This is a genomic window from Streptomyces sp. LBL, assembly GCF_029893585.1.
In the GTDB taxonomy this organism is placed as follows: domain Bacteria; phylum Actinomycetota; class Actinomycetes; order Streptomycetales; family Streptomycetaceae; genus Streptomyces.
The window spans coordinates 90,417-113,483 of record NZ_JARXYX010000023.1; the positions used below are offsets into that span (position 1 = coordinate 90,417).

At 70.3% G+C, this 23,067-nt stretch carries 23 protein-coding genes; 11 read left to right on the forward strand and 12 right to left on the reverse strand.

What is annotated here, in order from left to right; genetic code table 11:
• Positions 1-180: 180 nt before the first annotated feature.
• Positions 181-573, forward strand: a complete 393-nt coding sequence (locus M2271_RS26515) for an SCO5389 family protein (protein WP_280889839.1) — start codon at positions 181-183, stop codon at positions 571-573.
• 97 nt (positions 574-670) lie between these two features.
• On the opposite strand, the gene M2271_RS26520 is transcribed toward M2271_RS26515, so the two are convergent.
• Positions 671-1,699 (reverse strand): LLM class flavin-dependent oxidoreductase, encoded by a 1,029-nt coding sequence (locus M2271_RS26520; RefSeq protein WP_280889840.1) that lies wholly within the window; start codon positions 1,697-1,699, stop codon positions 671-673.
• A 219-nt stretch (positions 1,700-1,918) separates the two neighbouring features.
• On the opposite strand from M2271_RS26520, the gene M2271_RS26525 reads away from it, so the two are divergent.
• Entirely contained in the window at positions 1,919-2,251 is a 333-nt protein-coding gene (locus M2271_RS26525; protein ID WP_280889841.1) for an ATP/GTP-binding protein, read from the forward strand.
• A 60-nt stretch (positions 2,252-2,311) separates the two neighbouring features.
• On the opposite strand, the gene M2271_RS26530 is transcribed toward M2271_RS26525, so the two are convergent.
• The 7 genes from M2271_RS26530 to mce form a co-directional block, all read right to left on the reverse strand.
• Positions 2,312-3,181: an ABC transporter permease subunit gene (locus tag M2271_RS26530; RefSeq protein WP_280889842.1), complete on the reverse strand. Its 870-nt coding sequence runs from the start codon at positions 3,179-3,181 to the stop codon at positions 2,312-2,314.
• On the reverse strand, positions 3,178-4,407 hold the full coding sequence (locus M2271_RS26535; protein WP_280889843.1) for an ABC transporter ATP-binding protein: 1,230 nt from the start codon (positions 4,405-4,407) through the stop codon (positions 3,178-3,180). Before M2271_RS26535 ends, M2271_RS26530 begins: the two co-directional genes overlap by 4 nt.
• A gap of 111 nt (positions 4,408-4,518) precedes the next feature.
• Positions 4,519-5,289, reverse strand: a complete 771-nt coding sequence (locus M2271_RS26540; RefSeq protein ID WP_280889844.1) for an ABC transporter permease — start codon at positions 5,287-5,289, stop codon at positions 4,519-4,521.
• A 2-nt stretch (positions 5,290-5,291) separates the two neighbouring features.
• On the reverse strand, positions 5,292-6,248 hold the full coding sequence (locus M2271_RS26545) for an ABC transporter ATP-binding protein (protein ID WP_280889845.1): 957 nt from the start codon (positions 6,246-6,248) through the stop codon (positions 5,292-5,294).
• A 153-nt stretch (positions 6,249-6,401) separates the two neighbouring features.
• Complete coding sequence (locus M2271_RS26550; protein ID WP_280889846.1) at positions 6,402-7,337, reverse strand: cellulose-binding protein; 936 nt, start codon at positions 7,335-7,337, stop codon at positions 6,402-6,404.
• Positions 7,338-7,544: 207 nt separating this feature from the next.
• Positions 7,545-11,492, reverse strand: a complete 3,948-nt coding sequence (scy, locus tag M2271_RS26555) for a polarized growth protein Scy (RefSeq protein WP_280889847.1) — start codon at positions 11,490-11,492, stop codon at positions 7,545-7,547.
• A 234-nt stretch (positions 11,493-11,726) separates the two neighbouring features.
• A complete protein-coding gene (gene mce, locus M2271_RS26560; RefSeq protein ID WP_280889848.1) occupies positions 11,727-12,167 on the reverse strand; it encodes a methylmalonyl-CoA epimerase in 441 nt (146 codons plus the stop codon).
• Between the two features lie 150 nt (positions 12,168-12,317).
• Between mce and M2271_RS26565 the strand changes: the two genes are divergently transcribed.
• From M2271_RS26565 to M2271_RS26585, 5 genes are all read left to right on the forward strand, one after another.
• On the forward strand, positions 12,318-13,520 hold the full coding sequence (locus tag M2271_RS26565; protein ID WP_280889849.1) for an acetyl-CoA C-acetyltransferase: 1,203 nt from the start codon (positions 12,318-12,320) through the stop codon (positions 13,518-13,520).
• 126 nt (positions 13,521-13,646) lie between these two features.
• Positions 13,647-14,603, forward strand: a complete 957-nt coding sequence (meaB, locus tag M2271_RS26570; protein WP_280889850.1) for a methylmalonyl Co-A mutase-associated GTPase MeaB — start codon at positions 13,647-13,649, stop codon at positions 14,601-14,603.
• A gap of 312 nt (positions 14,604-14,915) precedes the next feature.
• Positions 14,916-16,190, forward strand: a complete 1,275-nt coding sequence (locus tag M2271_RS26575; RefSeq protein ID WP_280889851.1) for a transposase — start codon at positions 14,916-14,918, stop codon at positions 16,188-16,190.
• A 3-nt stretch (positions 16,191-16,193) separates the two neighbouring features.
• Positions 16,194-16,868 (forward strand): response regulator transcription factor, encoded by a 675-nt coding sequence (locus M2271_RS26580; protein ID WP_280889852.1) that lies wholly within the window; start codon positions 16,194-16,196, stop codon positions 16,866-16,868.
• Positions 16,865-18,286 (forward strand): HAMP domain-containing sensor histidine kinase, encoded by a 1,422-nt coding sequence (locus M2271_RS26585; protein ID WP_280889853.1) that lies wholly within the window; start codon positions 16,865-16,867, stop codon positions 18,284-18,286. The genes M2271_RS26580 and M2271_RS26585 overlap by 4 nt, the downstream gene beginning before the upstream one ends.
• A gap of 55 nt (positions 18,287-18,341) precedes the next feature.
• On the opposite strand, the gene M2271_RS26590 is transcribed toward M2271_RS26585, so the two are convergent.
• The 4 genes from M2271_RS26590 to M2271_RS26605 all read right to left on the reverse strand — a co-directional run bounded on the left by M2271_RS26590 (position 18,342) and on the right by M2271_RS26605 (position 20,995).
• Positions 18,342-18,818, reverse strand: a complete 477-nt coding sequence (locus M2271_RS26590) for a MarR family transcriptional regulator (RefSeq protein ID WP_280889854.1) — start codon at positions 18,816-18,818, stop codon at positions 18,342-18,344.
• Between the two features lie 95 nt (positions 18,819-18,913).
• On the reverse strand, positions 18,914-19,708 hold the full coding sequence (locus tag M2271_RS26595; RefSeq protein WP_280889893.1) for an AIM24 family protein: 795 nt from the start codon (positions 19,706-19,708) through the stop codon (positions 18,914-18,916).
• A 2-nt stretch (positions 19,709-19,710) separates the two neighbouring features.
• Positions 19,711-20,361: an AIM24 family protein gene (locus M2271_RS26600; RefSeq protein WP_280889855.1), complete on the reverse strand. Its 651-nt coding sequence runs from the start codon at positions 20,359-20,361 to the stop codon at positions 19,711-19,713.
• 1 nt (position 20,362) lies between these two features.
• Positions 20,363-20,995 (reverse strand): AIM24 family protein, encoded by a 633-nt coding sequence (locus M2271_RS26605; RefSeq protein WP_280889894.1) that lies wholly within the window; start codon positions 20,993-20,995, stop codon positions 20,363-20,365.
• A gap of 211 nt (positions 20,996-21,206) precedes the next feature.
• On the opposite strand from M2271_RS26605, the gene M2271_RS26610 reads away from it, so the two are divergent.
• From M2271_RS26610 to M2271_RS26625, 4 genes are all read left to right on the forward strand, one after another.
• Positions 21,207-21,557: a DUF3817 domain-containing protein gene (locus tag M2271_RS26610; protein ID WP_280889856.1), complete on the forward strand. Its 351-nt coding sequence runs from the start codon at positions 21,207-21,209 to the stop codon at positions 21,555-21,557.
• Positions 21,554-21,856 (forward strand): MTH1187 family thiamine-binding protein, encoded by a 303-nt coding sequence (locus M2271_RS26615; protein ID WP_280889857.1) that lies wholly within the window; start codon positions 21,554-21,556, stop codon positions 21,854-21,856. The genes M2271_RS26610 and M2271_RS26615 overlap by 4 nt, the downstream gene beginning before the upstream one ends.
• 85 nt (positions 21,857-21,941) lie before the next feature.
• Positions 21,942-22,451: a MarR family transcriptional regulator gene (locus M2271_RS26620; RefSeq protein WP_280889858.1), complete on the forward strand. Its 510-nt coding sequence runs from the start codon at positions 21,942-21,944 to the stop codon at positions 22,449-22,451.
• A gap of 56 nt (positions 22,452-22,507) precedes the next feature.
• A complete protein-coding gene (locus tag M2271_RS26625; protein ID WP_280889859.1) occupies positions 22,508-22,846 on the forward strand; it encodes a DUF3817 domain-containing protein in 339 nt (112 codons plus the stop codon).
• Positions 22,847-23,067: the final 221 nt, after the last annotated feature.

The window sequence follows — 23,067 nt, forward strand, 5'->3', positions numbered from 1 at the left end:
TTGTGGCCGAAGTGTGCCCAACGAGGCGTGGCTATGTACGCGTTTTCCTGGTGCCGTCACCGTCGGTTGCCTACGGTAGTAAACGGGAGGTCGCGACTCGTGTACGCAGCGTGTTTGAGTCCCGAACTCCCCTTATCTGTCCGGCAACCCCCGTGACCCGGGGGTGCGAGAGGAGAACTCATGTCGCTCGACGTCTCACCGGCCCTACTGGAACAGGCCGAGCGAGGCGAGGTCGACGAAGCTGCCTTCGTCGACTGCGTCCGGACCTCCCTGCCCTACGCATGGGAGATGATCAGCTCTCTGGTGGCCCAACTGAAGGTCGACGGCGGCTCGTTCGCCGACAACCAGACGCCTCCGCCGGACGAGCAGGCACGCGGCCAGTTACTGCGTGCGCTTGCGAGCGACGCGATACGCGGCGCGCTGCAACGGCACTTCGGGGTCAGGCTGGCCTTCCAGAACTGCCACCGCGTGGCCGTCTTCCCGTTGGACTCCTCTGTCGACGAGACGCTGGCCCGCTTCACCTCGGCGCGCAACCAGTTGTTGAACCAGTCCCCGGAACTTCGGGACTGCTGACGCAGTGAGCGTCGGTTTGCCGCTCCGTACCCGGGAGGTGCATTGTGTGCCGGAGCGGCAAGTTCCCTGCCGACCAGATGAGTCGGCGGGGGGCGGTTCAACCAAGGTGCGGGACGACTTCGGCACCGAGCCGCCGTACGTTCTCCTCCGTCGCCGCCAGATCTCCCGAACCCTCGACGAGCAGGGCGAAACGGGAGACACCGGTGCGCTCGCTGGTCGCCGCGAGCCGGTCGGCGCACAGTCGCGGAGGGCCCACCGGGTGCAGCCCGCAGAGCAGTTCGGTGTACGCCAGCGGGTCGCGCATCCCGCGCTCGCGGCCGTCCACCGTGACATGGGCGCCGAGCCCCTGTTTCAGCCAGCTGGGCATCGCCTTCGTCAGCGTCTCCACCGCGTCCTGGCGCCGGTCCGCGATCTGGCAGACGCCCGCCGAGACATGGGCCGCGCCGAGGATCCGCTCCGGCGGATGCCCGCAGACGCGGGCGTGCCTGCGCCACAGGGCGACCATCTCGGCCTTCTCCTCGTCTCCGGAATGCATCCCGAGCAGCATCGGCAGCCCGCGCTCGGCGGCCAGCCGCACACTCGCCGGTGATGTGCACGCGACGATCACCTCGGGGCCCGCGGTGTCGGTCAGCGCCTCCGACGGACGGGGGACGACGGGCACTTCGCGGAACGTGAACCGCTCGCCGGAGGCCGCGACCGCCGGTTCCCGCAGCCAGCGGACCAGCAGATCGAGTGATTCCGGGAACCCCGACTCGTACGCCTCCAGCCCCGTGCCGAAGACCTCCAGGTCGACCCACGGACCGCCGCGCCCCACACCCAGCGAGAAGCGGCCGCCGCTCGTCAGGTGCAGCAGCGCGGCCTGTTCGCCGAGGGACACGGGGTGGGTGGTGGACAGCACGCTCACGGCCGTGCCGACGGTGATGCGGCGGGTGCGGCCGAGCAGTAACGCGGCCAGGGTGACTGCCGACGGGCAGGTGCCGTACGGCACGAAGTGGTGCTCGGCCAGCCAGACCGCGTCCAGCCCGGCCTCCTCGGCGACCTCCGCCGAGCGGACCGCGCGGTGCAGCGCCTCCCCCTGGCCCTGCCCCGGGAACTGGGCCGCCAATACGAAACAACCTACGCGCATCGCTCTTCCTGCTTCCTTGGCTCCGACAGGAGCTCCCCCACACCGCATAACCGTCCGACACGTGCCGAGGACACGGTCCGGCGAAGAGATTTGCAGATTGTCTGCAGAATGGGTCCCCCGGAAGGGGGCTTGTGGGGTCGGTTCTCCCCGCGGGCCCCGGCCCGCGCCGCGTAGGCTGGACATGAGCCCTGCAACCTGAAGAGCCCCGTGAGGTGTCCTGTGTCCCCGCGTCGCAACCGACCCAAGGGAACCGACTCGTCCGGCCGCAGTGCCGAGGACGACCGGCCCCGCAGTTACGGCGGCTGGCAGAGCGTGGAGGACTGGCGGGGCGAGCAGTGGAGCGTACGGAACGTGGCCGGGGCGAGCGCGCAGGGCAAGACGTACCGCTGCCCGGGCTGCGAGCAGCTCATCCCGGACGGCGTCCCGCACGTGGTGGCCTGGCCGGAGCACTCGGGGGTCGACGAGCGCCGGCACTGGCACAAGGCGTGCTGGAACGCCAAGGACCGCCGCACCACGCGGGTGCAGCGGCCCCGTAACGCGCCGAGGTTCTGACCGACCGACCGACCGACCGACCGGACGAACGGCCGACCGAACCCGAGCTCTCGCAGCGGGCTACACGTCCCGCTTCTCCAGCAGCGCGTAGGCGCCGGCGAACGCGGCCGCCGTCACGCCGAAGGCGATCCACAGCGGGTCCCAGCCGGAGGGGCCGGACTCGGTGAGGGAGTTGGAGTAGAAGACGCTGAGCTGGTTCGGGATGGAGTACTCGAACAGGGCCTCACGCAGGCTCTCCAGTGACTGCGAGAACATGAACAGCGCGAGGACCAGCGGGGCCAGCACCAGGCCGATCATGACGGTGATCGCGCCCGCCGAGTGCCGGATGATCGAGCCGATGACCAGCGAGAGCAGCCCGAGCAGCGCGATGTACAGCGAGATGCCGACCGTGCCTTTCAGCCACTCCTGAGCGGTCGGCTCCTTGGCACCGTCCAGCAGGGCGACGTCCACGAGGGCGACGACGACGGCCGACGCCAGCGTGACCACGAACGCGACCGCGAAGAACACGATCGCCTTCGCCGCGAGGACCCGGCCGCGGGAGGGACAGGCGACCATCGTGGTGCGGATCATGCCGGTTCCGTACTCGGAGGCCGTGGTCAGCACGCCGAGCGTGATGACGCACATGCTGCCGAGCAGCAGCCCGAAGAACCCCAACGACAGCGGGTTCTGGCCCTCCATGTCGCCCGTTTCGGAGCTGGAGGCGACCAGTGCACCGGCCCCCAGCCCGATACCGATGACGAGCAGCACGAAGACACCGAGCGTCCACATCGTGGAGCGCACCGACTTGATCTTCGTCCACTCGGAGGCGATCGCATGCCCGAGGTGCGTGCGCACCACCGGGATCGGCGAGGTGTACGAGGGGTACGACGGTCCGGGCGCCGCCGGCCGGCTGGGGGCGGCCTGTGGCATCGGGGGCTGCGGGGTACTCATCGGGCGTCCTCGGGCTCGGTCAGGTCGGAGGCGGGTGCGGAGGGCTGCGGCGCCGCGGACTGCGGGGCCGCCGGCGTCGCCTGCGCGTACGGGTTGGGTGTGCCGCCCGCGGCGGGAGCCCCGCCGGGCGCGGGCGTGAGGGGCGTCCCGTACGGACCGGCGGCCGGCTGCCCGGGAGCGCCCGGGAAGGGCTGTGCCCCCTGCTGGGGCGGCGGCGGGGCGTACCAGCCCGTCTGGCCCTGCCCCGGTACCGGCATCGGCGGCTGCACACCCGGCGGCAGCGGCTGCTGGAGGCCCGCCTTCTCGTCGATGGTCGAGCGGTAGTCGACCGCGCCCTGCGTCATCCGCATGTACGCCTCCTCCAGCGAGGCCTGGTGCGGCGACAGCTCCCACAGGCGTACGTCGGTGCCGTGCGCGATGTCGCTGATGCGGGGGAGGGGAAGTCCCGTCACGCGCAGCGCGCCGTCCTGCTCCGGCATGACGTGGCCGCCCGCCCCGGTGAGCGCGGACGACAGCTTCTCGCGCAGTTGCGGCTCGGTGGCGGGCGTCCGCACGCGTGCGAAGTCGGCCGAGTTCGCCGAGATGAACTCCTTGATGTTCATGTCGGCGAGCAGCTGCCCGCGCCCGATGACGATCAGGTGGTCCGCGGTCACCGCCATCTCGCTCATCAGGTGGGAGGAGACGAAGACGGTACGGCCCTCCGCCGCGAGCGCCTTCATCAGGTTCCGCACCCAGAGGATGCCCTCGGGGTCGAGCCCGTTGACCGGCTCGTCGAACAGCAGCACCTGGGGGTCGCCGAGCAGGGCGGCGGCGATGCCGAGCCGCTGTCCCATGCCGAGCGAGAAGCCCCTGGACCGCTTCCTCGCCACGTCCTGGAGGCCGACCACGCCCAGTACCTCGTCGACCCGGCGGGCCGGGATGCCGGACAGCTGGGCCAGGCACAGCAGGTGGTTGCGGGCGGCCCGGCCACCGTGGACGGCCTTGGCGTCCAGCAGGGCGCCGACCTGGCGGGGGGCGTTGGGCAGCCTGCGATACGGGTAGCCGCCGATCGTCACCTGCCCCGAGGTGGGGTTGTCCAGGCCGAGGATCATCCGCATGGTCGTCGACTTGCCCGAGCCGTTGGGCCCGAGGAAGCCGGTGACGGCCCCGGGCCGCACCTGGAAGGAGAGGTTGGACACAGCGGTCTTGTCGCCGTAGCGCTTGGTCAGGCCGACTGCCTCGATCATGCTGCGCACCCATCGCAATGGTTCAGGACAGCGGGGCACACGCCCCCGTAAGGGTTAGGAGCTTATCGGGGCGTTGACGGTTCCGTTCAAATGAAAGCAAAGCCCGGAGGTTCAGGCGTCTCGCTTCCTGAGCAGGACGTAACCACCGATGAGCGCCACGGCCACCCACAGCGCCATGATCCCGAGGCCGCCCCAGGGACCGTACGGAGTGTCGTCGTCGAGCGGGGTGACGACCTGCATGATCTTGCTGCCGGCCTGGTCGGGCAGGAAGCGGCCGATCTTCTTCGTGGCCGGGACGTTCCCCAGGATGTTGGAGATCAGGAAGAAGAACGGCATCAGGATGCCCAGCGACAGCATCGGCGAGCGCAGCATCGCGGCGACGCCCATCGAGAACATCGCGATGAGGGCCATGTAGATCCCGCCGCCGATGACCGCCCGCAGCACGCCGGGATCGCCGATCGACGCCTTGTGCTCGCCGAGCATCGCCTGCCCGAGGAAGAAGGCGACGAAGCTGGTGACGAGGCCCACCGCGAGGGCCAGGCCGGCGGCCACCACGATCTTGCTGACCAGGAAGGTCGCGCGCTGCGGCACGGCGGCCAGTGAGGTGCGGATCATGCCGGTGCTGTACTCGTTCGACACCACGAGCACGCCGAACACGATCATCGCGAGCTGGCCGAGGCTCATGCCCGCGAAGCTGATGAAGGTCGGGTCGAAGGAGAGCCGGTCGTTGCGGCTCATGTCGTCGAACTGGTTCTTCGACAGTGCCGAGATCAGCATGCCGAGCGCGACGGTGACGACCACGGCCAGCGAGAGCGTCCACACCGTGGACGCCACCGACCGGATCTTGGTCCATTCGGACCGGACGACCTGGATCGCCGCCATGCTCAGTTCCCCTTCCAGCCGTCGCCCCACGGCTGCGGTGCCGCCGAGGGCGCGTCGGAGTGTGCGTGATACTCGACCGACTCCGCGGTGAGCTGCATGAACGCCTCCTCCAGGGAGGCCTGCTGGGGGCTCAGCTCGTGCAGCACGATGTGGTGCTGCGCGGCCAGCTCACCGATGTACTCCGCCTTGCTGCCGTCGACCTCCAGCGAACCGTTGCCGGTCTCCACGACGGTGACGCCGACATCGTGCAGCACGTCGAGCAGCCGCTCGCGCTGCGGGGTGCGGATGCGGACGTACGACCGCGAGTTCTGCGCGATGAAGTCGGCCATGGAGGTGTCGGCGAGCAGCCGCCCCTGCCCGATGACGACGAGGTGGTCGGCGGTCAGCGCCATCTCGCTCATCAGGTGGGAGGAGACGAAGACCGTACGGCCCTGCGCGGCCAGCGACTTCATCAGGTTGCGGATCCAGTGGATGCCCTCGGGGTCGAGCCCGTTGACCGGCTCGTCGAACATCAGGATCCGCGGGTCGCCGAGCAGCGCGCCGGCGATGCCGAGCCGCTGTCCCATGCCGAGCGAGAACCCCTTGGCCTTCTTCTTCGCCACCGTGGTGAGCCCGACGGTGTCGAGCACCTCGTGCACCCGCCGCGTCGGGATGCCGTTGCTCTGCGCGAGGCACAGCAGGTGGTGGTAGGCGCTGCGGCCGCCGTGCATGGCCTTGGCGTCCAGCAGGGCGCCGATGTACGTCAGCGGGTCCTTGAGCTGCTCGTAGTGCTTGCCGTCGATGCGGACGTCCCCCGCGGTGGGACGGTCGAGGCCGAGCATCATGCGCATCGTCGTCGACTTCCCGGCCCCGTTCGGTCCGAGGAAGCCGGTCACGATGCCCGCTCTGACGCCGAAGGTCAGGTTGTCGACCGCCACCTTCTCGCCGTACCGCTTGGTCAGCCCCTCGAGCTCGATCATGCCGACCACGCTAGGACGCGGGATCGGCGAATGCTACCCGGGCGGGCAAACGGAGACCGACGAAGTAGTCAACAACCGCAGATCCACGACGAAGGCCCACGCTCCCGGAGGGAACGCGGGCCCAGGCCGCACTACTCGAAACCTCTCACACGGTCACCGGGACTGCTGCGCCGGAACACCCCGGGAGATCGGCTCGTCGTCGGCCGGCGAACCGGCCGCGGCCACCGCGGCGCCCGTGAGCGTGGCGAGCATCTCGCGCACGTTCGTCAGCTGGGCGTTGATGGAGTCGCGGCGGTTGGTGAGAGCCGCCAGCTCCCGCTCGGATTCCGAACGGATCCGGTCCGCCTTGGCGTTGGCGTCGGCCACGATGTCCTCGGCCTGGCGCTGCGCCGTCTCGACGGTCTGGCGGGCGCGGCGCTCGGCGTCCGTGCGCAGCTTCTCCGCCTCCAGGCGCAGCTGCTCCGCGCGGTGCTCGATCTCCGCGAGACGCTTCTCCGCCTTCTGCTGACGGGACGCCAGGTCGCGCTCGGACTGCTCGCGGCGCTTGGCCAGGTTCGTCTCGAAGTCGGCGGCGGCCTGCGCGGCCTTCGCGCGGGTCTCCTCGAAGAGGGCGTCGGCCTCCTCACGCTTGGACTGCGCGTCCTTCTGAGCCTCGGAACGCAGCTGCGAGGCGTCGCTCTTCGCCTTCTCGATGACCCGGACGCCCTCGTCCTCGGCCTTGGCCTTGCGCTCCGCAGCGAACGACTCCGCGTCGTTGCGGACCTGCTGCGCCGCCGACTCGGCGAGCTCGCGGTGCTGCTCGGCCGCGCGCCGGGCCTCCTCGCGCAGATCCTTGGCCTCTTCCTCGGCGAGGCGGAGGATCTTCTCGACCCGTGCGCCGAGACCGGCGTACGACGGCTCGGCGTCGGTCATCTGAGCCTGGGCGTTCTGCGTCTCGAGGTGGAGCTCCTCGATGCGCTTTTCCAGAGCGGTGATGCGGGCCAGAGCGCTGTCGCGGTCGGAGACGAGCTTCGAGATGCGTTCGTCCACCTGCGCGCGGTCGTACCCACGCCGCACAAGCTCGAAGCCGTAGGGGGAAGTGTCGCTCATGGGGTTCCTGTCGACTGAGACCGGTGAGGTGATAGGGGGAATCCTAGGGGCCGAAGCGGTGTGTCATCGAGCGGATACGCGTTTGATCTGGAGAATGAGACCCCTTTTGGGTGGTTGACCGTAGGACGACTTGCCAAAGACCTGGGCAAAGGCCCCAGAAGGCACCGGAATTCGGCCTTAGTTCTAGCTGCCGGAAGGGTCTCCGCGCTAGCTGTCCGACCCCTTGCCACCCGAACGGGGGGCGCCGACCGTCGCACCCGCTCTGACACCGCCGTCCTTGCCCGCTGTCGGGGCCTCGAAGGATTCCAACGCCTCCAGGACGTCCTGGACACGGGAGATCTCGACATTGATGTCCTCGCGTCGGCGCACCAGGGTCTCCAGCTCGCGCTTGCCCTCCTCGACGGTGCGCTTCGCCTCGCGCACCGCCTCGGCCTTGAGCTCCTCGGCCTCCCGGACCAGCGAAGCCTTCTTCTGCTCAGCCTCCTTGAGGAGCCCCTCCGCCTTCCTGACGGCGGCGATCCGCACCTTACCGGCCTCGGAGTTCGCCTCCGACACCAGCTCCTTGGCCTTCGACTGTGCCTTCTGCAGCTGCTCCTCGGCGGCCTTGATCAGCGCGTCGCAGCGGTCGCCGGTCGACTTCATCGTCTCGGCGGCCTCGCGGCGGGCCCGCTCGTGCAGCCCCTCGATCTCGCCCGTGAGACGGTCGCGCAGCTCCTCCGCGCGCTCCCTGATCGCGGTGGCGTCCCGGCGGGCGCCGACGAGCAGTTCGTCCGCGTCCGCACGCGCCTTCTCCACCCGCGCGTTGCCCTCGACCGTCGCCTCGGACACCAGCCGGTCGGCCTCGGTACGGGCCGCGCCGACCATGCCGTCGGACCGCGCCTCCGCCTCCGCGGTGGTCTTCTGCGCCTGCTGCTGTGCCTCGGTGAGCAGCTTGTCGGCCTCGGCGGTGGTCTCCGTGATGAGCGTGTCGACCTGCTCGGCCGCTTCGGAGCGCCGCTTGTTGGCGTCCCTGCGGGCCTCGTCGAGGGTGCGCTCGGCGTCCTCGCGCGCGGAGTTGACCAGCCGCTCGGCCGCCGCTGCCGCCTCGGACCTGACCCGTGCGGACTCGCTGCGGATCCGCTCGGCGTGCTGCTGGGCCGCCCCGACCGTGTCGGCGGCCTCGGCCCGCAACCGCTCCGCCTCGCCGGTGGCCTCGCCGACCAACTGCTCGGCCTGGGCGCGCGCCTCGGACCTGACCCGCTCAGCCTCGGTCATCGTCTCCGAGCGCAGCCGCTCCGCCTCGGTGATCGTCTCCGAGCGCAGCCGCTCGGCCTCGGCGACCGTCTCCCGGCGCAGCCGGTCGGTGTCCCGGATCGTCTCGGTGGTGAGCCGCTCGGCCTCGTTGCTCGCCTCCGAGATGAGCATGTCGGCCTGGGTCGCCGCGTCCGACCGGATGCGGTTGGCGTCCTGGCGGGCCTCCGCCCGGGTGCGCGCGGCGGCCTGCTCGGCCTCGGCGACGGTGTCCGACGCCTGCGTCCGCACCCGCTGGGCGTGCTCGGCCGCGTCCGACCGCAGCTGCTCCGACTCCGCGATCGCGTCCGACACCGTGCGCTCCGCGAGTGCCCTGGCGGCCTCGCTCTCCTCGCTCGCCTCCCGCCGTACCCGGCCAGCGTCCTCGGCGGCCCGCTCCCGCTCGGCGTAGGCGTCGGCACGGACCCGGTCCGACTCCTCCTGGGCCTCCCGGCGCATCCGGTCCGCCACGTGCTCGGCGGCGCTGCGCAGCCCGGCGATCTCGTCCTGGGCCTGCTCGTGCAGCCCGGCGACCGACTCCCGTACCTGCTGGGCGTGCTGCTCGGCGGCCGACACCATCTCGGTGGCCCGGCGGTCCGCCTCCTCGACCAGACGTACCGCCTCGGCCTGCGCGTCCTCCACCCGCCTGCGCGCCGAGGCCAGCAGCTCCTCGCTCTGCTCGCGGGCCCGTTCCCGTTCCTGGTCGGCCTCCTGGCGGGCCGCTCCGAGGTACTCCTCGGCCTCGCGGCGGCGCCGGTTGGCCTCGTCCCGCGCGGCGGTGAGGGTCTCCGTCGCCTCCGCCGCCAGCCGCTCGGCGGCGGCCTGCGCCTCCGCCCGTACCCGGTCGGCGGTGTCCTGCGCCTCCGACTTCAGCCGCTCGGCCTCGGCCGCCGCTTCCGACCGCAGGCGTACGGCGATGGCCTCGCCCTCCGCGCGGGACGCGGACGCGTCCGAGGCGGCCTCGTCACGGAGCCGCTCCGCCTCGGCCTCGGCCTGCTGCTGGAGCGTACGGATCCGCTCGGCGGCCTCGCCGCGCAGCCGCTCGGTCTCCTCGGCGGCCTCCCGACGGATCCGGGACGCCTCCTCGCGGGCGTCGCTCAGCGCCTGCTCGGCGGCGACGAGCCGGTCCTCGGCCTCGGTGTGCAGCCGGGTCAGTTCCCCGGCGGCCTCCACCCGACGGGCCTCCACGGCCCGCTCGGTCTCCTCGCGCAGCTCGCCCGCGGCCCGCTCGGCGGCGGCCTCGATCTCCTCGGACAGCTCGACGGCCTCGGCACGCTGCCGCTCGGCCTCGTTGCGGGTGCGCTCCAGGGTGTCCTCGGCCTGCCGACGCAGCGTCGTCGCCCGCTCGATGGCCTCCGTACGGACCTTCTCGCTGTCCGTGGTCGCCTTCTGCCGCAGCTCGTCCGCGTCCTGCCTGGCCCTCGCCAGCAGATCCTCGGCGGTCTTCGCCGCCTCCTCGATCTGCTGGACGGCCTCCCTGCGGGCCTCCGCACGGATCTTCTCGCCCTCGGCGGCCGCGTCGGAGCCCAGCTGCTCGGCCTCGCCGCGCAGCCGACGGGCCTCCTCCTGCAGCTCGACCGTCTTGGCGCGGTACTCCTTGGTGTCGTCCTTCGCCGCGCCCTTGAGCTGCTCGGCGATGTCGTGCGCCTCGGCCCGCAGCCGGTCCGCCTCGGTCTCCGCCTCCCGGCGGATCCGCTCGGCCTCCTCGGCAGCGGCCTTGGTGGTGTTCCGCGCGTCCTCCTGCGCCTTGTTGAGGACGTCCTCGGCCGTCTTGGCCGCCTTCGACAGCTGGGTCGCGCTCTCCTCGGCGGTGAGCGTGCGGGCCTTCTCGGCGGCCTCGGTGAGCAGCTTCTCGGCCTCGGCCCGCGCGTCCGCGACGAGCTGCTCGGCGTCCGACTTGGTGGTCTCGGCCTCCTTGGTGGCCTCGTTGACCAGCCGGGCGACCTGCTCCTTCGCCGTACGCGTGCGCTGCTCGTTCGCCGACTCCGCGCTGGAGAGAGCCTTCTCGGCGGCCGCCTTGGCCTCGGCGACCACCTTGTCCGCCTCGCTGCGCGCCTCCCGCAGGGCCGCGTCGGCCTCCTGGATGCGCTGCTCGGCGGTCCGGCTCAGCTCCTGCGCCTCACGGCGGGCCGTCTCCGACTCCGACGTGGTCGACGTACGCAGCTGCTCGGCGTGTTCGGTGGTCTCCTGGGCCTGTGTGGAGGCGGTGTTCAGCAGACGTTCGGCGTCCGCGCGGGCGCGGCGCAGCAGCTGCTCGGCCTCGGCGCGGGCCGACTCGGCATCGCCCTGCAGCCGCTGACGGGCCTCGGCGGTCACCCGTTCGGCCTCCGCGCGGGCCGCGGCCATGGCCTGCTCGGCCTCCGCGCGGGACTCGTCGAGGAGCCGGCGGGCCTGCTGCTCGCTGCGGGCGCGCAGCTGCTCCGCCCAGGCCACGTTCTCGTTGACGTGCGACTCGACGGTCTGCCGGCGCTCCGCCAGCTCCTGGTCCAGCTGCTGGCGGCGGGTGACCGCCTCCTGGTGCAGCTCCGCCTGGAGCCGGGCGGCCTGCTCGGCGTGCTCCTGGAGGATGCGCTGGGTCTGCGACCGGGCCTGGCTCAGCTCGCGCTCGGCGTCCTGACGCAGCTGGTCGGCCTGCATCTGGGCGTTGCGCAGCATCTGTTCGGCCTGGTAGCCGAGGTCACCGCCGTCGAAGGCGGGCCGGGACATGATGGTGCGCCGCGCCTCGTGCAACTTGGCGCGCAGCACCTCGACCTGGTAACCGAGGTCCTCGGCATGCTGGATCGCCTTTTCCCGCTCGGTCTTCAGCCGCTTCATCTCGGCTTCGAAACGAGTGAGGTGATCGACGTCAGCCGCCGGTTCCCGCTCCTGGCTCTCGTAGCCCCGCACTGCGCGGTCCCATCCGTCCCCTGGTCGCAAGTCTCTCCGAACGAGCACCGTCCACCCGCCGGACGGGGCTCCCGGGGAATGGTGCCAGATCAATGGCGGAGCATGGGCTGCTGCCCCGACGCTCGTCCCCCGAAACCCGGACCCCGGCCAGGTCCCGCCGTCACGACAGGACCCTGGTCGCCCTGGTTGAGAGCGGCGACTGCCCCCAACCCTACCGGCCCCTATGTACGAGGGTCAGTGCTCAGGTGACTCAACAGGCGCGGAAGTGACCAGTTCTGTCAGTACGCCATGGCAATCCTTCGGGTGGAGGAACGTGATCCGTGACCCCATGGAGCCGCGTCGCGGCTCTTCGTACAGGACGCGTACGCCCTTCTCCTTGATGTCGGTGGCCTCCGCGTCCACGTCCGCCGTGCCGAAGGCGATGTGGTGGACGCCCTCCCCGTTCTTCGCCAGCCACTTCGCGACGGTGGAGTCCTCCCGGGTCGGCTCCAGGAGCTGCAGGTAGGAAGCCCCGCCGTCAGACGTATCGTTGATCTTGAGCATGGCCTCGCGCACGCCCTGCTCCTCGTTGACCTCGGAGTGGAACACCTCGAAGCCGTAGGTCGCCCGGTAGAACTCGACGGTCGTGTCGAGGTCGTGGCAGGCGATCCCGATGTGGTCGATTCGCGTCAGCATGATTTCAGTGCAGCGCTCCTGAGGTGGTTGCGCAAGGTGCGCGCGATCACACCGACAGCCGGATGACGGAGTGTGCTACCGCTCAGTACATTCGAAGTAAACCCTCGTTCACTCCGCGGCCTGTGCGGGCCGGTAAGGGGATCGCAGCTCATGACTGGATCGAACGGCAGTACCTCGGTGATCGTCGCGGGCGCCCGGACGCCCATGGGGCGGTTGCTGGGCTCGCTGAAGTCCTTCTCGGGAGCCGACCTCGGCGGCTTCGCGATCAAGGCCGCCCTCGACCGTGCGGGAATCGGTGGCGACCAGGTGCAGTACGTGATCATGGGCCAGGTGCTCCAGGCCGGGGCAGGGCAGATCCCGGCACGTCAGGCCGCGGTCAAGGCCGGTATCCCGATGAGCGTCCCGGCGCTCACCGTCAACAAGGTCTGTCTGTCCGGCCTCGACGCCATCGCGCTGGCCGATCAGCTGATCCGCGCGGGTGAGTTCGATGTGATCGTCGCGGGCGGCCAGGAGTCCATGACCAACGCCCCCCACCTGCTGCCGAAGTCCCGCGAGGGCTTCAAGTACGGCGCGATCGAGATGCTCGACGCCATGGCGTACGACGGGCTCACCGACGCCTTCGAGAACATCGCCATGGGCGAGTCCACGGAGAAGCACAACACCCGCCTCGGCATCCAGCGCCCCGAGCAGGACGAGTTCGCGGCCCTGTCCCACCAGCGCGCCGCCGCCGCCCAGAAGAACGGCCTGTTCGAGGCGGAGATCACCCCGGTGGAGATCCCGCAGCGCAAGGGCGAGCCGGTCGTCTTCAGCGGGGACGAGGGCATCCGCGCCGAGACCACGGCCCAGTCGCTGGGCAAGCTGCGCCCGGCCTTCGCGAAGGACGGCACGATCACCGCGGGGTCGGCCTCGCAGATCTCCGACGGTGCCGCCGCGGTCGTCGTGATGAGCAAGGCCAAGGCGCAGGAGCTCGGCCTGGAGTGGATCGCGGAGATCGGCGCGCACGGCAATGTGGCGGGCCCGGACAACTCCCTCCAGTCCCAGCCGTCGAACGCGATCGTCCACGCCCTGAAGAAGGAGGGCCTGGAGGTCTCGGACCTCGACCTGATCGAGATCAACGAGGCCTTCGCGGCGGTCGCGGTCCAGTCAATGAAAGACCTCGGGGTTTCCACCGAAAAGGTGAACGTCAACGGTGGTGCCATCGCCCTCGGCCACCCGATCGGCATGTCCGGCGCCCGTCTCGTGCTGCACCTGGCGCTGGAGCTGAAGCGGCGCGGTGGTGGCGTGGGTGCGGCGGCGCTGTGCGGTGGCGGCGGTCAGGGTGACGCGCTGATCGTGCGGGTTCCGAGGCCCTGAGGGGGTTGTACGACCTCGGTTCGACCTCTCTCCGACCTCTCTCCGGCCAGGCCTCTTTCTGGCCTCTCTCCGGCCTTTCTCTGGCCTTTCTCTGGCCTCTCTCTGGTTTCGCTGAACGGAGCTGTGATGCAGGACGTCTCCTCGCTGGTCGCCCAGGCCAGGGAAGGCCGGCCCCGGGCCGTCGCCCGGCTGATCTCCCTGGTGGAGGGGGCGTCCCCGCAGCTCAGGGAGGTCATGGCGACGCTGGCCCCGTTGACGGGCGGGGCGTACGTGGTGGGGCTGACGGGTTCGCCGGGCGTGGGCAAGTCCACGTCGACCTCCGCCCTGGTGACCGCGTACCGCAAGCAGGGCAAGCGGGTCGGCGTCCTGGCCGTCGACCCGTCCTCGCCGTTCTCCGGCGGGGCGCTGCTGGGTGACCGGGTCCGCATGTCCGAACACGCGTCCGATCCGGGCGTCTATATCCGCTCCATGGCCACCCGAGGCCACCTGGGCGGCCTGGCCTGGGCCGCCCCGCAGGCGATCCGGGTCCTGGACGCGGCGGGCTGCGACGTGGTCCTGGTGGAGACGGTCGGCGTCGGCCAGTCGGAGGTGGAGATCGCCTCCCAGGCTGACACGTCGGTCGTCCTCCTGGCCCCTGGCATGGGCGACGGCATCCAGGCGGCCAAGGCCGGCATCCTGGAGATCGGCGACGTGTACGTCGTCAACAAGGCCGACCGGGACGGCGCCGACGCGACCGCCCGCGAGCTGAACCACATGCTCGGCCTGGGCGAGTCCCGCGACCCCGGCGACTGGCGCCCTCCGATCGTCAAGACGGTCGCCGCACGGGGTGAGGGCGTCGAGGAGGTCGTCGAGGCCCTGGAGAAACACCGGGCGTGGATGGAGGGCCGGGGAGTCCTGTCCGAGCGCCGGCGGGCCCGGGCCGCGCACGAGGTGGAAGCCATCGCCGTCACCACCCTGCGGGAGCGGATCGGCGACCTCCACGGCGACCGGCGTCTCAGCGCGCTGGCGGAGCGGATCGTGGCGGGAGAGCTGGACCCGTACCGGGCGGCGGACGAGCTGGTGGCGGGGCTGACGGAGGGATGACGGAGGGATACCCGGGCGGGGACGGACGGGCAGGGACGGACGGACGGGCGGAGGGGCAGGGGCAGACGGGCCGGTGCGGCGGGCGAGGAACTCCCAGCCTGAAGTGATCTTCAGCGAGATTCTTGCGAAATCGCATCGTGTGTTGGCGACGCGGAGCGTCGCAGTGTCCGGGGGTTCGGGCGCGGAGTGCCCGCAGGGGCTGTCGGGCGGAGCCGGGGCAGTATCGAACGTGCGGTCGGTGGGTCGCTGGATGGTGGGGTGGGTGTGCGGAAGGCGTCTGTGTGTGCGGGCGGTTGTTTAGGTTCGGGTGTCATGAAGCTGGTGGTGCAGGTCAAGCTGTTGCCGACGCCCGTACAGGCGGCGGCGCTTGAGGCGACCCTGCGCTCCTGCAACGAGGCGGCGTGCTGGGTGTCCGAGGTGGCCTTCGCCAAGGATGTGAAGCGGAACTTCGCGTTGCGTGAGCACACCTACACCGAGGTCAGGCAGCGGTGGGGGCTGGGCGCGCAGGCCGCTCAGCACGTCATCAAGAAGACCTGTGACGCCTACCGCACACTGGCGGCGAACCTGAAGGCCGGAAACCTGGGCAAGCCGTGGTCGAAGCGGTACCGGCGGGCCACCGGGAAACCGGTCACCTTCCGGCCCGAGGGCGCGCAGCCCTATGACGACCGAATGCTGTCCTGGCAGATCACCGAGCGGACCGTCTCCGTCTGGACCCTGTCCGGGCGGATGAAGGGGGTGGCGTTCACCGCCTCCCCGGAGCAACTGGCCACTCTGGCGCTGTACCGCAAGGGCGAGTCCGACCTGCTCTGTCGGGACGGCATGTGGTTCCTGAACGCCACCTGCGAGATCCCCGAAACCGAACCGAACACCGACCCGGACAGCTTCCTCGGCATCGACCTGGGGATCGTGAACATCGCCACCACGAGTGACGGCCAGATCATGGCCGGACGCACCCTGAACCGGGGACGGCTGCGCGAACGCACCCTGCGCACCAAACTGCAACGCAAGAACACCCCCTCCGCCAAACGCCGGCTGAAGAAACGCAGGCGCAAGGAAGCACGGCGGGCGAAGGACATCAACCACAAGATCGCGAAACATGTGGTGGCCGAGGCAGAACGCACCTCGCGCGGCATCGCCCTCGAAGAACTGACGGGCATCCGCGAGAGGGTACGGCTTCGCAAGCCCCAACGGGCCGCCCACTCCAGCTGGTCGTTTGCCCAGCTGGGGCAGTTCATCGCGTACAAGGCCAGGAAGGCCGGGGTGCCGGTGGTGTACGTCGATCCGGCGTACACATCACGCACCTGCACCGAATGCGGCCACATCGACAAGGCGAACCGGGTCTCCCAGGCCTGGTTCGCGTGCCGGTCCTGCGGATTCGTTGATCACGCAGACCGGAACAGCTCCCGCAACATCCGTGCCCGCGCGGAAGAGTTGTGGCGACGCGGGGCGCAGTCAACCGCCCCAGACCCACCCCCGAAACCCGAGGGCGGGACCGGACGCAAGCGCAGCACCACAACCAGTGGCGCCCGCTGTGCAAACCCGGGACTTCGTCCCCGGGTCGTTGACCTCGGCTTTGCGACACTGTGACGTATGCGCTTGTTGATCGTCGAAGACGAAAAGCGGCTGGCCCTGTCGCTCGCCAAGGGGCTGACCGCCGAGGGGTACGCCGTCGACGTCGTCCACGACGGACGGGAGGGCCTGCACCGGGCCACCGAGGGGCCGTACGACCTCGTGATCCTCGACATCATGCTGCCCGGCCTCAACGGCTACCGCGTCTGCGCCGCCCTGCGCGCCGCCGGGCACGAGGTCCCGATCCTGATGCTCACCGCCAAGGACGGCGAGTACGACGAGGCGGAGGGCCTGGACACCGGCGCCGACGACTACCTCACCAAGCCGTTCTCGTACGTCGTCCTCGTCGCCCGCGTCAAGGCCCTGCTCCGACGGGGCGGGCAGGGCGGCGCCGGGGTCTCTCCCGTGCGCGTCCACGGCGACCTCAAGGTCGACACCGCCGCCCACCGGGTGTTCCTCGCCGACGACGAAGTGACGCTCACCGCGAAGGAGTTCGCCGTCCTGGAGCAGTTGGTGCTGCGGCCCGGCGAGGTGGTGTCCAAGGCCGGCATCCTGGAGCACGTCTGGGACCACGCGTACGACGGGGATCCGAACATCGTCGAGGTGTACGTCAGCACCCTCCGGCGCAAGCTGCGGGCCGGGCTCATCCGGACGGTCCGCGGCGCCGGTTACCGGCTGGAGGCGGATCAGCGATGAGACGCCTGCTCGGTTCCGTACGGGCCCGGGCGACCCTCGCCGCCTCCCTCGTCGTCGCGGTGGCGCTGGTCGCCGCCGGGGCGTCCGTGCTGCTGTCGCTGCGTTCCAACCTGCTCGGCCAGGCCGGGACCCAGGCGGAGCACACCGCGCGCATGGTCGCCGGCCATCTGTCCGCGGGGAAGACGGCCCACCAGCTGTCCCTGGAGGCGGGCGAGGAGCCGGTCCAGATCGTCGACGACGACGGCACCCTGCTGGCGGCCTCCAAGGACCTGGAGCGGATCACCGGCACGGGCACGGACGCCGTACGGCCGCAGGCGCCGGCCGCCTCCGCACCCGACGCCGGCGAGGACAGCGGCGACGACCCCCACGACGCCGACGACCAGCTGGAACCTGGCGAGATCGACGACTCCACCACCTTCACCCACGGCTCCGCGACCATCGACAAGGACACCACCGACTACCGCTTCGCGGCCGTGAAGGTGGCGTCCGAGAAGCAGGGCCGGCTCACCGTCTACGCCGGCGCCCCGCTCTCCGCCGAACAGGGTGCGGTGAGCACCGCGCTGACCGTGATGCTGACCGGCTTCCCGCTGCTGCTCGCCGTCGTCGCCGCGGTGACCTCGCTGGTCACCCGACGCGCCCTGCGTCCGGTGGAGGGCATCCGCGGCGAGATGGCCGCGATCACCGCCTCCGAGGACCTGGGGCGGCGCGTCCCGGTGCCGGACACGCACGACGAGGTGGCCCGCCTCGCCCGCACCACCAACGAGACGCTGGCCGTCCTGGAGGCCTCGGTGGAGCGCCAGCGCCGGTTCGTCGCCGACGCCTCGCACGAGCTGCGCAGCCCGATCGCCAGCCTCCGCACCCAGCTCGAAGTGGGCGCCGCCCACCCCGGCCTGCTGGACGTGGAAGGGGCGGTCGAGGACACCGTACGACTGCAACGCCTCGCCGCCGACCTGCTGCTGCTCGCCCGGCTGGACGCGGGGGAGCGGCCCGGCGGCGCGCGGTGCGACCTCGCCGCGCTCGCGCGGGAGGCGGCGGCCGGGCGGCCGGACGTGACCGTACGGGCGGCAGAGGCGGTGGAGGCGGCCGGCTCCCGGGGGCAGCTGGGGCGACTGCTCACCAACCTGCTGGACAACGCGCGGCGGCACGCCCGGTCGGAGATCACCCTGACCGTGCGGCGGACGGCGGAGTGGGCCGTGGCCGAGGTCGCCGACGACGGGGACGGGGTGCCCGAGGGGGACCGGGAGCGGATCTTCGAGCGGTTCGTACGGCTCGACGACGCCCGCAGCCGGGACGACGGCGGCGCCGGTCTCGGGCTCGCCATCGCCCGGGATGTCGCCGTACGGCACGGCGGCGCCCTCACGGTCCGGGACGCGCCGGCAGGCGGAGCCCTGTTCGAACTCCGCCTGCCGCTCACTTAGCGTCCGTCCGGTAGGCCCGTCCGGGTCACGTCCGTCCGGGTCACGTCCGTCCGGGTTACGGGCGTCCCCGCTGCCCGCGGAGGTGTTCCGCGATGGGCTTCAGGGACTTGTCGAGTTCCGTCAGGGCGTCGGGGGACACCAGGTCGACGAAGTGCCTCCGCACGGACGCCACATGGTGAGGCGCGACCTTCTTCATCGTCTCCATGCCGTGCTCGGTGAGGACCGCGAACAGACCCCGGCGGTCCGACTCGCAGTTCTCCCGCCGTACAAGGTCCGCGTTCTCCATCCGGGTGATCTGGTGGGAGAGGCGGCTCTTCGACTGGAGGGTGGCGGACGCGAGGTCGCTCATCCGCATCCGTACGCCCTCCGACTCGGAGAGATTCACCAGGATCTCGTAGTCGTTCATCGTCAGGCCGAACGGCTGCAGGTCCTTTTCGAGCTGGTACGTCAACAGCCTGTTGACATCCAGGTGGGTGCGCCAGGCGCACTGCTCCGCATCGGTCAGCCAGCGCGTGGCCGTCTCGGTCTCCATGAATGAAGTCTACCTAAAAAGTTGAAAGGTGAACTAGCGGGAGGGTGCTGACGGCGACGCGCGCCCGTTCGACGTCACACTCCGCAGAATACCGCTCACAGACCGAAGCGGCGCTGGAGGTCTCCCAGCTGTCCGGGAAGGCGCGGTGCCCCCGCCTGCGGTGAGTGGCCCGTGGGGCCTCCGCCGCCGGGCACTCCGGCCTCCTGTGGCACCGCCCCCGTGGCCTGCTCGGCCATGAGTGCCTCCGACGACTGGAGGAGGACCGTACCGGCCCCGACGAACTCGAACTGGTGCTCCTCCCCGGAAGCCCCACCGAGGCCTGTCATCGCACGGAGACCGCCCATCAGGCCGGTCATGTAACCGTGGTCGTAGTGATGGCACGGCGAGGGGCAGTCGGCCCAGCCGACGAGGGCCTGCGGGTCCACCCGGATCGGGGGTTCCATGAACACCACGGGGCCGTTGGAAGCCGCCACGAACTTTCCGGTTCCGATGAGTGTCAGAAAACCCGGCACGATCGACTGTTTGAGGGCAAGACTTGGCTGAAAAGCGAGCAGGTTGCCCGAGCGAATGGTCAGATTGCCGTTCTCCAGGTCGTAGGAGTTCACGTCGAAGGCCCGGTCGGCGAGCAGCATCTTGCCCGAGCCACCCGCCACGACCCAGTCACTCGCGTGCAGAGGCGAATGGAAGGACGTACGGACAAGACGGTCCAGCCGGCCGTGCCCGATGCCGTTGAACTCCATCTGGCCGTAGTAGGCGATCATCTTCCCCTTCTGCAGGAACCACTGGCTCCCCTTGAGCTCCACGCAGAAGGTGTAGTTGTTGACGTTGTCGTCGACCGGCAGCGTCATCGGGTCGTAGACCGTCGGGCCGCCGCCCGGAGCCCCGTACATGCTCACAGCTTCTCCTCCGAGGCCTGGACGTACACCGAGCCGTTGCCGCTGAGCTCCAGCTGGAACGCCTCGCCGGAGCCACGGCCCACCATGTCCCGCCAGCCCAGCGCGGTGGACAGCTTGTTGCGTACGTCGCCGTGGTGGGCGACGTACGCCTGCGGGTCGACATGGACCGGGCGCTGCGGGGTGATCGGGACCTCGATGACCCCGCCGTGCGCCATCACCGCCACCGAGCCGTGTCCGCGCAGGGTGGTCGTGAACAGTCCCTGGCCGGTGACCTGGCCACGGACCATGCCCATGACGCCGCCCTGGGAGCCCATGAACATCGTGCCCTGCTCCAGCGTGCCCTCGAAGGCGAGCAGCCGGTCCGCCTCCACGTAGAGCGTGTCGCCGGTCAGGCCGATCACCTGGACATGGTGGCCGCCGTGCCCGAACAGCACGGTGCCGCTGCCCTCGACGGACATCAGGGGCGTCGCCTCGTTCGCCACCCGGCGGCCGATCATCGACATGACCCCGCCCTGGCCGCCCTGGATGTTCGGGGTGAAGGACACCTCGCCCCGGTAGGCGAGCATCGCCCCGCGCTGGCTGAACAGCCGCTGCCCGGGCAGGACGGTCGCCTCGACGATCTTGGAGTTGATCTCACGCAAGGCCATGTCACACGTCCCCCGCGATCGTGTTCCGCTCGCTCGGCTGGACGTACACCAGACCGTCCCCCTCGAAGCGGATCTGGAAGGCCTCGCCGCCGCCCTCGCCCATGAACGTACGGAACGTCACACCGGACTGGAAGGACTGCCGCAGGTTCCCCTGGTGGGCGATGTACGCTCCCGGGTCGACGGTCAGCGGATACTGCGCGCTGACCCGCAGCACGACCGCCGGCCCGTCCGACATGAGCGCGGCCTGTCCGTGCCCCTCGATCGTCGTCGTGAACAGCCCGTTGCCCTGCGAGGCCCCGCGCACCCCCGTGAACGACGTGCCCGTGCGCAGGCCCGAGTCCGTCGCGAGCAGGTTGCTCGACTCCACGTAGAGCTTGTCGCCCTGGAGGGCGACGAGGTTGATCTCCGAGGCCCGGTCCGCGAACCAGCAGGTGCCGTGCCCCTTCACCTCCATCAGAGTCATCTGCTCGCCGGTGATCCGCCGGGTCACCATCCCCCGGATGCCCTCACCGCCGCCGCTGAGTTTCTTGAAGTCCATCTGCCCGTCGTACGCCACCATCGAGCCGTTCTTCGCCTTTACGGCGTCCCCGGTCATGTCGACGGCCAGCACCTTGCTGCCTTGAAGTCGGAACATCGCCACGGAGCGAAGGTAGCCGCCGGAAGGCTCCGCCGACAGGTCCTACGGGTGGAGAGAGACCCTGATCGTGCCCTTAGGGGGTCGTCGCTCGCCCCGGGGAGCCGTTTGCCACAATGGGCGAGCCTTTGTGCTTCCCTTCACAAACCGTCTGACGTCTTTCCCACCGAACTGCGCCGATCTCCCGCCGATCTCCCACCGAAGGTGACCCGTGGACATCAAGACCGCCACCGCCCTCCGCCGCCTCCGCCTGGTCTCCGCCCCCGAGGCCGTCTCCTTCCTCCTCCTGCTGGTCTGCTCGGTACTGAAGCGGACCACGGAGTTCAACGCGGTCCCCGCGATGGGCATGATCCACGGCGTTCTCTTCATCCTGTACGTGATCTTCTGGGCGGACGCCTGGAACCGTACGAAGTGGCCCCTGAAGACCGCCGCCCTGTACTTCGTCCTCTCCGTACTGCCCACCGGCGGCTTCTTCGCCGAGCGCAAGCTGCGGCGCGAGGCCGAGGACGCGGTCATCGCCTCCCGCGCCCGCCAGGCGAAGGAAGGGGCGGTCGGCGCATGATCGTCGCATTCTCCGTGACGCCGCTCGGGGTCGGTGAGGACGTGGGGGAGTACGTCGCCGACGCCGTCCGGGTCGTCCGCGAATCGGGCCTGCCGAACCGCACCGACGCGATGTTCACCTCGGTCGAGGGCGAGTGGGACGAGGTCATGGACGTCGTCAGGCGTGCCGTGGCGGCCGTGGAGGCACGGGCGCCACGCGTGTCGCTGGTCCTCAAGGCGGACATCCGCCCCGGAGTGACGGACGGCCTCACCTCCAAGGTGGAGACGGTGGAGACGTATCTGGCGCGGCCGGCGGAGTAGAGCCGTGCCCGGCCGCTTTCCGGTGCCGCCGACCGAAAGGCGAGACGGAGCTGACCGGCATGTGACCGGCCGGTAAGGTCGAGGCGTGCCGAAGCCGCTCAGTCTTCCCTTCGATCCCATCGCGCGCGCCGACGAACTCTGGAAGCAGCGTTGGGGAAACGTGCCCTCCATGGCCGCGATCACCTCGATCATGCGGGCGCACCAGATCCTGCTCGCCGAGGTCGACGCGGTCGTCAAGCCGTACGGACTGACGTTCGCGCGGTACGAGGCGCTGGTGCTGCTCACCTTCTCCAAGGCCGGCGAGCTGACCATGTCCAAGATCGGCGAGCGGCTCATGGTGCACCCCACGTCCGTGACGAACACGGTGGACCGGCTGGTGAAGTCGGGTTTGGTGGCCAGGAAGCCCAACCCCAACGACGGCCGCGGCACCCTCGCCGTCATCACGGACAAGGGCCGCGAGGTCGTCGAGGAGGCCACCCGCGACCTGATGGCGATGGACTTCGGGCTCGGGGCGTACGACGCCGAGGAGTGCGGCGAGCTCTTCGCGATGCTCAGGCCGCTGCGGGTGTCCGCGCACGACTTCGACGGGGACTGACCGTCAGGAGCATCCCGGGGCAAGATCTCCCGGAGTGCGTGGTTACGCTCGTACGCATGAAAAAGAGCGTGCTGACCCGCTATCGCGTCATGGCCTACGTCACCGGTGTGCTGCTGGTCCTGCTGACCCTCGGTGTGATCGCCAAGTACCTGCTCGACATGGACGGCGCCGACAGCTTCACCCGCGTCGTGGGTATCGCGCACGGCTGGCTGTACGTCGTCTACCTGGTCTTCGCGTTCGACCTCGGCTCCAAGGCGAAGTGGCCGGTCGCCAAGCAGGTGTGGGTGCTGCTGGCGGGGACCATCCCCACGGCCGCCTTCTTCGTGGAGCGCAAGGTCACCCGTGAGCTGGAGGCGAAGATCGCCGACGGCACTCCGGTGGCCGCCAAGGCGTAAGCGCCGGCCGCCGGCGCTTGGGCGGTGGCCGCCGAGGCGTAAAGGGGGCCGCCAAGGCGTAAGCGGTGGTCGCCGCGGTGGTCACCGACGCGTGAACGGTGGCCGTTGACGCATACACGATGGTCGCCGACGCATGAATGTGTCCGGTTCCACTCCGCCGTACGGGACACGTACGGCGGTCTGCCGTCGACATTTACTAGGACGTCCTAGTAAATTGGAGG